The sequence below is a fragment of the Methylomarinovum tepidoasis genome (assembly GCF_030294985.1).
GTDB classification, from domain to species: Bacteria; Pseudomonadota; Gammaproteobacteria; order Methylococcales; family Methylothermaceae; genus Methylohalobius; species Methylohalobius tepidoasis.
In genome coordinates, this window is record NZ_AP024718.1 from 1,887,053 (window position 1) to 1,899,627 (window position 12,575).

Here is a 12,575-nt window from a genome sequence, read left to right on the forward strand (position 1 = left end):
TACCGTTATTTTTTGTTGTCTGGTTCGACAAAACTCCAACGCACCTGTGGAACCGCCTTCTTGATTTCCGCCTCGAGGCGATTGATGCTCTCAACTGCCTCGCCGAGCGGTAGCTGGGCCGGCATGCGGATTTTGGCGGCCACCATCACGTCAGGACCGAACTGGAGGGTGATGAGGTTGAGCAGTTCCAAAATCGCAGTGTCGGACTCGATGACCCCCGTGATGGCTGAGACGATTTCAGGATCGGCGGAGCGGCCGACCAGCAGGGTGCGAATGTGCAGGGCGACGAACAGGGAGACGCAGATCAGCACCGTACCCACGGCCATCGAGCCCATGGCGTCATAGACCGGGTCTCCCGTCGCGGTGGCGGTTCCCAGTCCCACCAGAGCCAGACTCAGGCCGATCAGGGCGGCGGTGTCCTCACCGAGTACCACCACCAGTTCGGCGTTGCGGGTCTGGTGCAGCCATTGCCACAGCGAACGCCTGCCACGCAGCTTTCTGATTTCCCGCAGGCATCCCAGCAGGCTGAGACTCTCAAGCACCATGGCGCTGATTAGGATCAGCAGCCCGATCCACGGCTGATGGAGTCCTTCCTGACTGGCAAGCTTGTGCCAGCCTTCGTAGATGGAGAACAACCCTCCCATGGAGAACAGCAGGAGAGCGACGATGAAGCTCCAGAAATAGGTCAGCTTGCCGTAGCCGAGGGGGTGTTCCGCATCCGGGGGGCGTTGGGCTTGCTTCAGCCCCAGATAAAGTAACATCTGGTTGCCGCAGTCGGCGACCGAATGGATGGCTTCCGCCATCAGACTGCCGGAGCCGGTGAAGAGGGCCGCCCAGACCTTGGCGAGGGCGATGCCGAGGTTGGCGAGGAAGGCGTAGAGGATCGCTTTCAGACTTTGATGGGTATCGCGCATGGGGGCTGAATTTTTTCGCCAGGAATAGGTCTATCCAATAGAAAAGGAACGGCACAAGGGTGTCCCGAGTGGATTATTTTTGCCATCGGCGGGATTTTTGCCCTAAAATCGGCCCATTCTCCAGCCGGCAAGGGTGGCGGGATTCGGACCGAAACCGCTGTTCATGGATCAAATGACTTAGGAACCCCCTACATTATGCAGGCAAGCGAAATCTACGTACAGAATCTGGAGCGCCACCTCGCCCAGGAAAATCCCCTGCTGGTGGACGTAGCCAAGAATTTCCAGACGATCGACAAGGTCGCCAACAGCTTGGGGCTGTTGCGTTCGGACCAATCCACCGCTCGCCAGATTCCCTGGTGGCCGCTGGTTTCGGTGCTCGGCCTGTTCTCTTCCGGCAAGTCCACCTTCATCAATCATTTCCTGGGACAGAAGGTGCAGCGCAGCGGGGTGCAGGCGGTGGACGACAAATTCACCGTGCTTTGTTACAGCCCCGATCCCGAGGTCAAGACTCTGCCCGGTCTGGCCCTGGACGTCGATCCCCGCTTCCCGTTCTACCGCATCAGCCAGGAGATCGAGGAAGCGATGGAGGGCGAGGGCAAGCGCATCAACGCCTATCTGCAGCTGAAAACCTGCAACAGCGAGAACCTCAAGGGCAAGATTCTGATCGATTCGCCCGGTTTCGACGCCGATGCCCAGCGCAGTGCCACGTTGCGGATCACCAAGCACATCATCGACATTTCCGATCTGGTGCTGATCTTCTTCGACGCCCGGCGGCCGGAACCGGGGGCGATGCGCGACACCCTCGAATACCTGGTCAAGACCTCGGTCGATCGCCATGATTCGGAAAAGTTCATCTACATCCTCAACCAGATCGACGTGACCGCCCGCGAGGACAGTCTCGCCGAGGTGGTGGCGGCCTGGAAGAGCGCCCTGGCCGAGCGCGGTTTGAACGTGACCCACTTCTACACCATCTTTTCGCCGGAAGTGGAGATCAACTGCGACAACGACTACGTCAAGCAGCGCCTGATCGCCCGGCGTGACCGGGATCTGGAGGAAATTCACCGCCGCATCAAACAAGTGGAGGTCAAGCGTGCTTACCGGGTGCTGAGCACCCTGGACCAGACCGCCAAGGAACTGAAGGACCAGGCGATTCCCGAGCTGGTGAAAGCGCTCACCGGCTGGCGCAACTGGACCCTGCGGCTCGACACGCTGATACTGGCGGCCCTGATCGGGGCGGTGGTGTTCGGTGGTGTCACCACCGGTTTCTGGTTCAATCCCCTGGCCGATGCCATCGCCGCCGGCGCCGGCCTGGTGATCCTGGGGATCTTCCATTGGCTGTTCTCCAGTATCTTCAAGGCGATCTACCGCCGCCGGCTGGCGCGTCGGCAAAAGCAATTGGGGTTGCGTTTCAATCTGGTGCGCGCCTTCAATCAGTGCGCCAACTGGCGCCTGTTCGCCACCGGCAAGATCAGGGGCTGGAGCGACAAGGTCGGCGAGGAGCTGGAAAAGATCGTCAATCAGGCCGACATTCTGATCCAGCGTCTCAACGATCAGATGACCAACCCCTCCGGGGAGAGCTCGGCCAAAAAGGAAACGGAGAAGCCGGCAGTGGCCGAAGCGGCCAAGGCCGAGCCGGTCGCCGCCGCCCCAGTTTCCTGAACCGGTCCTTCACGGGCCTGAAAAAGGCCGGAAGCGGCAAAGCTTCCGGCCTTTTTATTTCAAGGCTCGAAGGGGGTATTGAGAATCTTCGCCACCGGGGCGTTTTGCAGGCGGACGTAGCGGGGCAGCCCGTCTTCTGCGAACGGTGGATAGTCCTCGCCGCGTATCAACGGCTGCAGATAATGGCGGCAGGCATCGGTGATGCCGAAGCCGTCCGCGGTGATGAAGTCGGCCGGCATGTGCTTTTCCCGGTTGGCGATTTCTTCCAGGGGCGCGCTGCCGATCTCCCAGCGGTAGGGGTCGTCGGCGCTGCGCTCGATGGTCGTCATCAGGGCATTGCCGCCGGCGATCGCCAGTTCCACCGCCGCCCTGCCGACGGCATATGCGTGTTCCACATCGGTGCGGGAGGCGATATGACGTGCCGAGCGCTGCAGGTAATCGGCGACCGCCCAGTGGGTGCGGAAGCCCAGCTCCCCGTGGATCATCCGCGCCACCACCGGGGCTACCCCGCCGAGCTGGGTGTGGCCAAAGGCGTCGGTGTAACCGGCGTCTGCGAGAAATTTGCCGTCCGCGCGCCTGACGCCCTCGGACACCACCACCGAGCAGTAACCGTGTTCGCCGACGGTGGCTTTCACTCTGGCGAGGAATGCGTCCTGATCGAAAGGCACTTCCGGAAACAGGATGACGATGGGCACCGGCCGCTTAGCGGTCGATGCCATCCCGCCGGCAGCGGCGATCCAGCCGGCGTGCCGCCCCATGACCTCGAAGACGAACACTTTGGTCGAGGTGGCGCTCATGGAGGCCACATCCATGCTCGCTTCCAGGGTGGACAGGGCGACGTATTTGGCGGCCGAGGCGTAACCGGGACAGCAATCGGTGACCGGCAGGTCGTTGTCCACGGTTTTGGGAATGTGGATGGCGCGGATGGGGAAACCCATCGCTTCGGAAAGCTGGGAAACTTTGTGGCAGGTGTCGGCAGAATCGTTGCCGCCGTTGTAGAAGAAATAACCGATGTTGTGGGCCCGGAACACCTCGATCAGGCGTTCGTACTGGGCCCGGTTTTCCTCCAGGCTCTTGAGCTTGTAGCGGCAGGAGCCGAAGGCAGCGCCGGGAGTGTGGCGCAGGGCGGCGATGGTTTCATCGCTTTCTTGGGAAGTGTCGATCAGATCTTCGGTCAGGGCCCCGACGATCCCGTTGCGGCCGGCATAGACCTTGCCGATCTTGTCCGGGTGACGGCGGGCGGTTTCGAGCACCGCACAAGCGGAGACGTTGATGACGGCGGTGACGCCGCCGGATTGGGCGTAGAAAGCATTCTGCGGGGTCATGGTCGGCTCCTGGGGTTGATGGTGGGGGAGGGAATGGGTAGCCAGCGGCCGTCGGTATAGTATTCCAGCGGCTGAAAGTGGTTTTTGTAGGCCATTTTGTCACAGGCGGCGATCCAGTAGCCCAGATAGAGATAGTCCAGCCCCATGCGCCGGGCGGCTTCGATCTCGGTCAGGATGGCGTAGGTTCCAAGCCCCCGCCGGGGATGGTCCGGATCGAAGAAGGTATAGACCGCCGACAGGCCGTTGTCGAGCAGGTCGACCACGGCGACAGCCATAAGCCGGTCCCGGAGGCGAAATTCGTAGAACAGGGTGTCGCACCAGCTGCAGATGAGAAAGTCAGTGTAGTCCTCCGGCGTCGATTCGGCCATGCCGCCGCCAGGGTGACGGGCCTTGAGATAACGGAGATAGAGATCGTAATGCTCGTCTCGGAATTGCGCCGGCAGGGCGATCAGCTCCAGGTCCTGGTTGCGCTGCAGGCAGCGGCGCTGGCTGCGGTCGGGGCGGAAACGGTGGACCGGCACCCGTACCGAGACACAGGCCTGGCACAGGCTGCAGTGGGGTCGGTAGACCAGGCGGCCGCTGCGCCGGAAACCCTTGGCCACCAGGTGGCTGTAATCGGCCATCGAGAGCTCCAGGTCCGGCGCCAGGAACAGCATCCGTGCTTCACGCTGCGGCAGGTAGTCGCAAGGGTGGGGGCGGCTGAGGTAGATCTCCGTCGCTTCCATCACGTGCGCCACGCCTCCGGGGCGCAGGGCGCAGCGCAGTAACGCTGCAGCAGGGCGGTGAAGTGGTCGCGGGGAATTTCCTCGGCTCCGAAGCGTTGCAAGTGGTGGGTGTGCACTTGGCAGTCGATCAGACGATAATTCCAGCGGCGCAAATGTTCGACCAGGGTGACGAAAGCGACCTTGGAGGCGTTGCTTTTCCGGTAGAACATCGACTCGCCATAGAAGACCTGCCCGATTGCCACCCCGTAAAGCCCGCCAGCCAGTTCCCCTTCGTACCAGCATTCCACCGAGTGGGCGTGTCCCTGACGATGCAGGGTGAGGTAGGCGGCCCGCATCTCCGGGGTGATCCAGGTGCCCGATTCGTAGGGTCTGGGCGCGGCGCAGCCGTCGATGACCGCCTCGAAATCGCGGTCGAAACTGATCTCGAATTCGCCCTTGCGCAGCAGCTTGCGCAGGCTGCGGGACACCTTGAGCCGCTCCGGGAACAGCACCAGTCGTGGATCGGGGGACCACCACAGGATCGGTTCGCCAGGGTTGTACCAGGGAAAGATCCCCTGCCGGTAGGCCTCCAGCAGCCGGGTGGGGGAAAGGTCGCCGCCGACGGCCAGAAGGCCGTTGGGTTCGCTCAGGGCCTCGGCCGGCGGCGGAAACGGCTGGTGGGGATTGTCGGGATCGAGCAGGGTCAGCATGCCCGGTTAGACCGATTCCTCCAAGAATTTCTCCGCATCGAGGGCCGCCATGCAGCCGGTGCCGGCGGAGGTGACCGCCTGGCGGTAGACCGGATCGGCCACGTCGCCAGCGGCGAACACGCCGGGAATATTGGTGGCGGTGGCGTTACCCTGCATGTCCCCGGCTCCTTTGACCTTGATGTAACCATTGACCAGTTCCAGCTGGCCCTCGAACAGCTCGGTGTTGGGATGATGGCCGATGGCGATGAACACCCCTTTTACCGGAATTTCCTTGGTTTCCCCACTCTGGACGTGGCGGATGCGGATGCCGGTGACGCCTTGCGCGTCGCCCAGGATTTCGTCCACCACGTGATGCCATTCGATGCTGACCTTGCCTTCCTCGACGCGCTTCATCAACCGGTCCACCAGGATCTTTTCCGCCCGCAGCTTGTTCCGGCGATGGATCAGGGTGACGTGGGAACAGATATTGGCCAGATACAACGCCTCTTCCACGGCGGTGTTGCCGCCTCCCACCACAGCGACGGGCTCTTCCTTGTAGAAGAAGCCGTCGCAGGTGGCGCAGGCCGACACACCGCGGCCCTTGTACTTTTCCTCCGAGGGCAGTCCCAGATATTTAGCCGAAGAGCCGGTGGCGATGATGAGGGCGTCGCAGGTGTAGCTGCCGGCATCGCCTTCTAGGGTGAAAGGGCGCCGGGAAAGATCGGCGCGGTGGATGTGATCGAAGACGATCTTGGTGTTGAACTTTTCCGCGTGCCGCCGCATTCGCTCCATCAGTTCGGGCCCCTGGACCCCGTCCGGTTCGCCGGGCCAGTTTTCCACGTCGGTGGTGGTCATCAGCTGTCCGCCCTGTTCCAGGCCGGTGATCAGGACCGGATTCAGATTGGCGCGGGCCGCATAGATGGCGGCGGTGTAACCGGCCGGGCCGGAACCCAGAATCAGCAATCGGCAGTGTTTGGCTTCGCTCATGGAAAGGGGTTCTCCTTTGTGATTATGCAATCAGGCTAAATTGTATCGCTTTGACTGTGGCGCCGCTAAGAACCTGTCTCAGGGCAATTGGGTAAGGCAAGACGGCTCCTGGTCGTCTCCAGCGAGCGCTATCGGGCTTAGCTGCTTGGATGGACGTAGTTCATGCGATTGAACTGAGTTTGTACTGAAAAGCCAAACAGGATAGAATTTTGAGAGTTCAAAAGCGCCCGTAGCTCAGCTGGATAGAGCGCAGGCCTCCGGAGCCTGAGGTCAGAGGTTCGAATCCTCTCGGGCGCGCCAGATAAATCAGTTGCTTGCGGGATGGCTGCTACAGTAGTTATCCCGTTTTTGCTTTCTATCGTAGCCAAAACCCAATTCCGTAACGCTATGGTCGTGTCTTACCGGTAGGGTGTGTGCTTTTTTGAGATCGCCTTCGGTTCCAACTTCGGCGCTCGATTTTCGGCGGCGTCGGATGGGATTCGCCACCACTGTCGCCGACTGGTTTCCCATCGCCACCTACGTCCCCACGTGTTTTCCCAGGTCATCCCAGCGGCGGCGGTTTGGTGATCGGTTCTTTCAATTCTTGCACAAACTGCGCTAATGCGATATCAACAGTCTCAGAAGTGGCGACATCCAATGTTCCTTCAACTTGTTCGTTGAAACAGCCGTGATCATGTTGTCACTTTCTCCATAAATCAACATCTTATGTGCTTAAGTCGGTGCGTATGCCGGAAAAGGGTGATATGTGAAACGGGTATTGGTGACTGGTGGCGCCGGTTATATCGGTAGTCACACCTGCGTGGAACTGCTCAGTGCCGGCTATGACATCGTCGTGGTCGACAATCTCAGCAACAGCAAGATCGAGGCGGTTCGCCGGGTCGAGGAAATCACCGGCAGGGAGGTGCCGTTCTTCCTCGCCGACATCGGCGATACGGATGAGATGCGGCGCCTGTTCGAAGTCTATCCCGACATCGCCGTGGTCGTCCACTTCGCCGGCCTCAAGGCGGTGGGGGAGTCCTGGGAAAAGCCGCTGCTGTACTACCAGAACAACATCGCGGGGACCTTGAATCTGTGCGAGGCGATGCAGCGGGCCGGGGTCAAGCGAATGGTGTTCAGCTCCTCGGCCACCGTCTATGGGGATCCCGCTTCGGTGCCGATCACCGAGGATTTTCCTCTCCAGGCCACCAACCCCTACGGTCGCACCAAGCTGTTCATCGAGGAGATTCTGCGCGATCTGGTGGAATCGGACCGTCTCCATCGACGCGAGCCGCCGTGGACCGCGACACTGCTGCGTTATTTCAATCCGGTCGGGGCTCACGAAAGCGGCCGCATCGGCGAAGATCCCCACGGCATTCCCAACAACCTGATGCCCTACATCACCCAGGTGGCGGTGGGCAAGTTGCCGGAGCTGCAGGTCTTCGGCGGTGACTGGCCCACTCGTGACGGGACCGGGGTGCGCGATTACATCCACGTGGTCGATCTGGCCAAGGCCCACGTCAAGGCGGTGGAAAAGCAACTGGAGAATCCGCCCGGGCGGGTCTATACCTACAACCTCGGCACCGGCGAGGGCTACAGCGTGCTGGAGATGGTGGCGGCCTTCGAGCGGGTCACCGGCCGCCGGATTCCCTACCGCATCGTCGCGCGTCGGCCGGGGGACGTGGCCGAATGTTACGCCGATCCTTCCCGGGCGGCCGAGGAACTGGACTGGCGGGCGGAGAAGGGGATCGATGACATGGTCCGCGATGCCTGGCGCTGGCAGTCGCAGAATCCGGACGGCTATCCGGATTCGTGAAATCTCAGGCGGCCTCGAGCTGGTAATACCTTCCAGAAGCAATACATGCGGAAGCCGGCGATCCTCATCGTCGCCCGTTCCGGCCGCCTGCTTGCCCAGGCGGCCCGTCTGGCCGGTTGCCGGCCGCTGGTGGTGGATGCCTTCGGGGATCTGGACACTCGGGCGGCGGCGGAGGCGGTCGAGGTGGTCGGCAGTTTCCAGCCGCCCGCCTTGCTGGCGGCCGCCCGTGCGCTGATCGCCCGACATGCACCGGACGGCTGGTTGTACGGTCCCGGCGTGGAAGCCTTCCCAGAAACAATCGCCGAACTGTCCCGTCTTTGTCCGCTCTACGGCAATCCCGCCGAGGTGGTGCGCGAATGCGTCGAGCCTGGGCGTTTCTTTCGCTGGCTGCGCGCCCTGGAGATTCCGTTTCCAGAGGTACGCTGGCGCGCGCCCGGCGGGAAAGGTGTGTGGCTGTTCAAGCGTCCGGGAACGAGCGGCGGCGAGGGGGTGTATCGCTGCCCGGGGCCGGCCGATGGGGGTGACGGTTACTTTCAGCGTTACGTGCCGGGGCCGGTTCATTGTCTGGCCTTCGTGGCTGACGGGGAGGAAATTCACTGGCATGGCTTTAACACCCTTTTGACTTGCCCCTATAATGACGGCCGCCCTTACGGCTTCAAAGGGATCGTCAACCGGGCCTGGCTGTCGCGCCGGGCTGCCTGCCGGGTGATCGGCGCCGCCAGGCGTCTGGTATCGGTCCTGGGGTTGCGCGGCTGGCACGGTCTGGATTTCGTCCTCGACCCCGCCGGCTGTCCGCAGGTGCTGGAGCTCAATCCCCGTCCTGGCGCTGCGGTGGCGGTATGGGGACGCGCGTGGGCAGCCGGACCTGTGGCGTTGCAACTGGCGGCCTGCAGCCGCCAGCCACTGCCGCCGGTGCGGTTGCCGCCGCCGGCCGCATGGGAGATCGTTTTCGCCCCCCGGCGGCTGCGCCTGGAGCGATGGGATTGGCCGGCCTGGTGCGCTGACCTGTCGGCACCGGGGGCCGTGATTCCGGCCGGCGCGCCGGTTTGCGGTATCGAGGCCCGTGGGCGTTCGCCGCAGCAGGCGCTGGGACGTCTGGCGTTGCGGCGCCGTTGGCTTGAACGACAATTGAAATCCATGATGACAGAGGTGGAACGACGATGACGGAACAAATCGGGGTCAGCATCAATTTCACGGCCCAGCCGCTAGTGGAGAGCCTGGTGCGGGATGCGGCGCTGCTGCGCCTGAAGGTGGAACGGCTCGACAACGGTGTCACCCTGGTGGATGCCGGGATCGAGGCCGATGGCGGTCTGGAGGCCGGGCGGCGGATCGCGGAGATCTGCATGGGCGGCATGGGGACGGTGACTCTGGCCCACAGCGCCCTGACCCCGGACTGGCCGCTGCGGGTCCACGTTCATGCCACCGATCCGGTGCTGTCGTGCCTGGGAAGCCAGTATGCCGGCTGGAGCCTGTCCCACGGCAAGGGCAAGGAGGCGTTTTACGCCTTGGGTTCGGGGCCGGCCCGTTCCATGTGCGTCAAGGAAGCGCTGTTCAAGGAACTCGATTACAAGGACAAGGCTGATGCCACCGTGATCGTGTTGGAGGTGGACAAGTATCCACCCCTGGCGCTGCTCGACAAGATCGCCGCCGACTGCGGCGTTGAGCCGGCCGGACTGACGGTGATCGTCACCCCCACCTCCAGCCTCGCCGGCGGCCTGCAGGTGGTGGCGCGGGTGCTGGAAGTGGCCATGCACAAGGCCCACGAATTGGGCTTCCCGCTGGAGCACGTCGTCGACGGTTCCGGCAGCGCCCCGGTGCCGCCGCCGGCCCCGGACTTCATCACCGCCATGGGGCGGACCAACGACGCCATCCTGTTCGCCGGTCAGGTGCATCTGTTCGTCAAGGGCGAAGATGAGGCGGCGGAAAAGCTGGCCCATGACCTGCCCAGTTCCACCTCCCGCGACTACGGCAAGCCCTTCGCCCAGGTGTTCAAGGAATACGAGTACGATTTCTTCAAGGTCGATCCGATGCTGTTCAGTCCCGCCAGCGTGATGGTGACGGCGATCGAATCCGGGCGGAGCTTCCGCGCCGGCCGGCTCGACGAGGAACTGCTGGCCCGCTCCTTCGGTGCATGAGGCGCCGGATTGCCATCGTCACCGACGATCCGGGATGGCATGGCGCCAGACTGCGGCAGGCGTTGGCCCGGCGGGGCTTCGAGGCGGTGTTCACCAGCCTCAACGGCGGCCGCCTGCAGACTGCTGTACTCCCCCCTGTGGTCCTGCCCGGTTTCGAAGACGACCTGCCGGCCGGAGTCTTCGTCCGCGGGATTCAGGGCGGGACGCTGGAGCAGCTCATCCTGCGCCTCGATTTGCTACACGCCTGCGAGGCCCTCGGGGTGACGGTCTACAATCCGCCGCGGGCGATCGAGCTCAGCGTCGACAAGGGCATCGCCAGCCTGTTGTTGTCCCGGGCGGGGGTGCCAACGCCCCCCACCTGGGTGACGGCCGAACGCGACCGGGCGCTGGCCATCGCTGCCGGAGAGCTGGCCGCAGGTCACCGGCTGGTTTCCAAACCGTTGTTCGGCTCCCAGGGGGAGGGGGTCGAACGCCATCAGGACCTTGCTTCCCTGGAGACCCTGCGACCGGCAGGCGGGGTCTATTATCTGCAGCGTTTCGTCGGCATCGACCCGCCGGAGGATTACCGGGTGTTCGTCGTCGGCGGCCGCGTCATCGCCGCCATGCGCCGGCGGGGGATGGAATGGCGCACCAACGTAGCCCGGGGCGGGCGTTGCGAGGCGGTGGCGCTCGAAGGGCTGCCGGTGCAGCTGGCTTTGGATGTGGCGCGAATTCTTGGGATGCGTTATGCCGGTGTCGATCTGCTGCGTGACGGTGAAGGGCGATGGTGGGTGATCGAAGTCAACGGAATTCCGGCCTGGAAGGGACTGCAAAGCGTGTGTGAGGTGGACGTTACCGAAATGTTGATTCAGGATTTCCTGTCCGGAATCGCATCATTCTGATGGCTTCGGTGCTGGAAGTCTGTTACCGGGAAGCCTGCCGCCTTGATGTCGAGGCTTTCAAGCCCGGCAATGTCAGCGTCTATGCCGAGGGGCATGGCATGGGCGTCGTCCACTTCCTCCGCAGCGCCGAGGTCAGCGCCCCCTGGCTGTGCCGTTTTGATCTATCCTTGGGGGAGCGCATCTACCGGGCGATGCGGGCGACCCTCGACGCCGTCGGCTGCAATACCAATCTGGGGATCGTATTGCTGGCGGCGCCGCTGTTGGCGGCCGCCTCGCAGTCCGGTGACGGGAATCTGCGGGATGCCTTGCGCCGGGTGCTGATGGCGACCACCCGCGAGGACGCCGCCTGGGTGTATCGGGCGATCCGCGAGGTCGAACCCGGCGGTCTGGGCCGGGTGGCAGAAGGGGACGTGCGCGAAGAACCGAGGATGACCCTCCGGGAAGCGATGGCGTTGGCGAAAAACCACGATCGCGTTGCTTTTAACTATACTTTTTATTACGAAGATATTTATACGCTGGGGATTCCTGGGTATCATAATGGGGTTTATCGATGGGGGGATGAGCGTTGGGCGACCGTGCTGGTCTTTACGACTTTGTTGCGGCGCATTCCCGACACCCATGTCGAACGTAAGTTCGGTAAACGGTTCACAGGGATGATCCAGGCGGAAATGTCGCGTTTGGAGTCTTTGTTGCTCGAAACCGACGCGCCCGAAACGCTTGAGCCGGCGATCCGTGCGATCGACGCGCGTTTCAAGCGGGAAGGGATCAATCCGGGCACCACGGCCGATCTGACGGTCGCTACCTTGTTGGCCGTGCGCTTGGAGCAATGGCTGTCTTCGCACAGGTCGGAGGCAGGGCGGGTGCGGGGAGCCTGAGGCTCCCGGTCACTCATCAAGGGGAGGCACGAGATGTCATTGATTCAAAAGATTCTGGCGTTATTTTCATCAACCGATCAAGAGGAAACAGCGAGAATGGCAAAAATAAACAAACTGCGCGTGGGCGAATCCCTGAAGGGCGAGGGCAACGAAGTCGCACACATCGATTTGATCATCGGTCCCAGAGGTTCGGCGGCGGAAACCGCGTTCGCTAACTGCCTGACCAACAACAAGTCCGGTCACAGTGCCCTGCTGGCGGTGGTGGCCCCCAACCTGATGTGCAAGCCGGCTACGGTGATGTTCAACAAGGTCACCATCAAGAATGGCAAGCAGGCTACCCAAATGTTCGGGCCGGCCCAGCGCGGCGTCGCCATGGCGGTGACCGAGTGTCTGGAGGATGGCACCATCCCCATGGACGAGGCCGACGATCTGTTCATCTGCGTCGGTGTTTTCATCCACTGGCTGGCCGAGGATGACGCCAAGATCCAGGATTACAACTACGAGGCGACCAAGGAAGCGATCAAGCGTGCAGTGGCCGGAGAACCTACGCCCAAGGAAGTGGTGGAAAAGGCCAAGGAAGTGCACCATCCGTTCGCGGCTCACGACTGATACCG

The 12,575-nt window shown here is 62.6% G+C and carries 12 protein-coding genes and 1 tRNA gene; 8 read left to right on the forward strand and 5 right to left on the reverse strand.

Going from position 1 to position 12,575, the window contains the following annotated elements; all coding sequences use genetic code 11:
- Positions 1-5 precede the first annotated feature (5 nt).
- A complete protein-coding gene (locus MIN45_RS09540) occupies positions 6-914 on the reverse strand; it encodes a cation diffusion facilitator family transporter (protein ID WP_286291798.1) in 909 nt (302 codons plus the stop codon).
- Positions 915-1,109: 195 nt separating this feature from the next.
- Between MIN45_RS09540 and MIN45_RS09545 the strand changes: the two genes are divergently transcribed.
- On the forward strand, positions 1,110-2,573 hold the full coding sequence (locus MIN45_RS09545; protein WP_286291799.1) for a dynamin family protein: 1,464 nt from the start codon (positions 1,110-1,112) through the stop codon (positions 2,571-2,573).
- A gap of 59 nt (positions 2,574-2,632) precedes the next feature.
- On the opposite strand, the gene MIN45_RS09550 is transcribed toward MIN45_RS09545, so the two are convergent.
- The 4 genes from MIN45_RS09550 to trxB are packed head-to-tail and all read right to left on the reverse strand — an operon-like array spanning position 2,633 to position 6,278.
- On the reverse strand, positions 2,633-3,898 hold the full coding sequence (locus tag MIN45_RS09550) for a 6-phosphofructokinase (protein WP_286291801.1): 1,266 nt from the start codon (positions 3,896-3,898) through the stop codon (positions 2,633-2,635).
- A complete protein-coding gene (locus MIN45_RS09555; RefSeq protein ID WP_286294163.1) occupies positions 3,895-4,623 on the reverse strand; it encodes an arginyltransferase in 729 nt (242 codons plus the stop codon). The genes MIN45_RS09550 and MIN45_RS09555 overlap by 4 nt, the downstream gene beginning before the upstream one ends.
- Entirely contained in the window at positions 4,623-5,312 is a 690-nt protein-coding gene (gene aat / locus MIN45_RS09560; RefSeq protein WP_286291804.1) for a leucyl/phenylalanyl-tRNA--protein transferase, read from the reverse strand. Before aat ends, MIN45_RS09555 begins: the two co-directional genes overlap by 1 nt.
- 6 nt (positions 5,313-5,318) lie before the next feature.
- On the reverse strand, positions 5,319-6,278 hold the full coding sequence (gene trxB, locus MIN45_RS09565) for a thioredoxin-disulfide reductase (RefSeq protein WP_286291806.1): 960 nt from the start codon (positions 6,276-6,278) through the stop codon (positions 5,319-5,321).
- Between the two features lie 223 nt (positions 6,279-6,501).
- Between trxB and MIN45_RS09570 the strand changes: the two genes are divergently transcribed.
- The 7 genes from MIN45_RS09570 to fae all read left to right on the forward strand — a co-directional run bounded on the left by MIN45_RS09570 (position 6,502) and on the right by fae (position 12,570).
- Positions 6,502-6,578, forward strand: a tRNA-Arg gene (locus MIN45_RS09570).
- 445 nt (positions 6,579-7,023) lie between these two features.
- On the forward strand, positions 7,024-8,070 hold the full coding sequence (galE, locus tag MIN45_RS09575) for a UDP-glucose 4-epimerase GalE (protein ID WP_286291810.1): 1,047 nt from the start codon (positions 7,024-7,026) through the stop codon (positions 8,068-8,070).
- A 45-nt stretch (positions 8,071-8,115) separates the two neighbouring features.
- Positions 8,116-9,234 carry an ATP-grasp domain-containing protein gene (locus MIN45_RS09580; protein WP_286291811.1) on the forward strand — a complete coding sequence of 373 codons (1,119 nt, stop codon included), beginning with the start codon at positions 8,116-8,118 and terminating at the stop codon, positions 9,232-9,234.
- Positions 9,231-10,205, forward strand: coding sequence for a methenyltetrahydromethanopterin cyclohydrolase (gene mch, locus MIN45_RS09585; protein ID WP_286291812.1), 975 nt, complete (start codon positions 9,231-9,233; stop codon positions 10,203-10,205). The genes MIN45_RS09580 and mch overlap by 4 nt, the downstream gene beginning before the upstream one ends.
- Positions 10,202-11,086: an ATP-grasp domain-containing protein gene (locus MIN45_RS09590; protein WP_286291813.1), complete on the forward strand. Its 885-nt coding sequence runs from the start codon at positions 10,202-10,204 to the stop codon at positions 11,084-11,086. The genes mch and MIN45_RS09590 overlap by 4 nt, the downstream gene beginning before the upstream one ends.
- Complete coding sequence (locus MIN45_RS09595) at positions 11,086-11,961, forward strand: triphosphoribosyl-dephospho-CoA synthase (RefSeq protein ID WP_286291815.1); 876 nt, start codon at positions 11,086-11,088, stop codon at positions 11,959-11,961. Before MIN45_RS09590 ends, MIN45_RS09595 begins: the two co-directional genes overlap by 1 nt.
- A gap of 96 nt (positions 11,962-12,057) precedes the next feature.
- The gene (gene fae, locus MIN45_RS09600; RefSeq protein WP_286291817.1) at positions 12,058-12,570 is read left to right on the forward strand and encodes a formaldehyde-activating enzyme; all 513 of its coding nucleotides are present in this window, start codon (positions 12,058-12,060) and stop codon (positions 12,568-12,570) included.
- Positions 12,571-12,575 lie beyond the last annotated feature (5 nt).

Coding starts and splice junctions, on each gene's coding strand:
- MIN45_RS09540 (WP_286291798.1), bottom strand. CDS start 914: ATGCGCGATACCCATCAAAGTCTGAAAGCGATCCTCTACGCCTTCCTC.
- MIN45_RS09545 (WP_286291799.1), top strand. CDS start 1,110: ATGCAGGCAAGCGAAATCTACGTACAGAATCTGGAGCGCCACCTCGCC.
- MIN45_RS09550 (WP_286291801.1), bottom strand. CDS start 3,898: ATGACCCCGCAGAATGCTTTCTACGCCCAATCCGGCGGCGTCACCGCC.
- MIN45_RS09555 (WP_286294163.1), bottom strand. CDS start 4,623: ATGGAAGCGACGGAGATCTACCTCAGCCGCCCCCACCCTTGCGACTAC.
- aat (WP_286291804.1), bottom strand. CDS start 5,312: ATGCTGACCCTGCTCGATCCCGACAATCCCCACCAGCCGTTTCCGCCG.
- trxB (WP_286291806.1), bottom strand. CDS start 6,278: ATGAGCGAAGCCAAACACTGCCGATTGCTGATTCTGGGTTCCGGCCCG.
- MIN45_RS09580 (WP_286291811.1), top strand. CDS start 8,116: ATGCGGAAGCCGGCGATCCTCATCGTCGCCCGTTCCGGCCGCCTGCTT.
- mch (WP_286291812.1), top strand. CDS start 9,231: ATGACGGAACAAATCGGGGTCAGCATCAATTTCACGGCCCAGCCGCTA.
- MIN45_RS09590 (WP_286291813.1), top strand. CDS start 10,202: ATGAGGCGCCGGATTGCCATCGTCACCGACGATCCGGGATGGCATGGC.
- MIN45_RS09595 (WP_286291815.1), top strand. CDS start 11,086: ATGGCTTCGGTGCTGGAAGTCTGTTACCGGGAAGCCTGCCGCCTTGAT.
- fae (WP_286291817.1), top strand. CDS start 12,058: ATGGCAAAAATAAACAAACTGCGCGTGGGCGAATCCCTGAAGGGCGAG.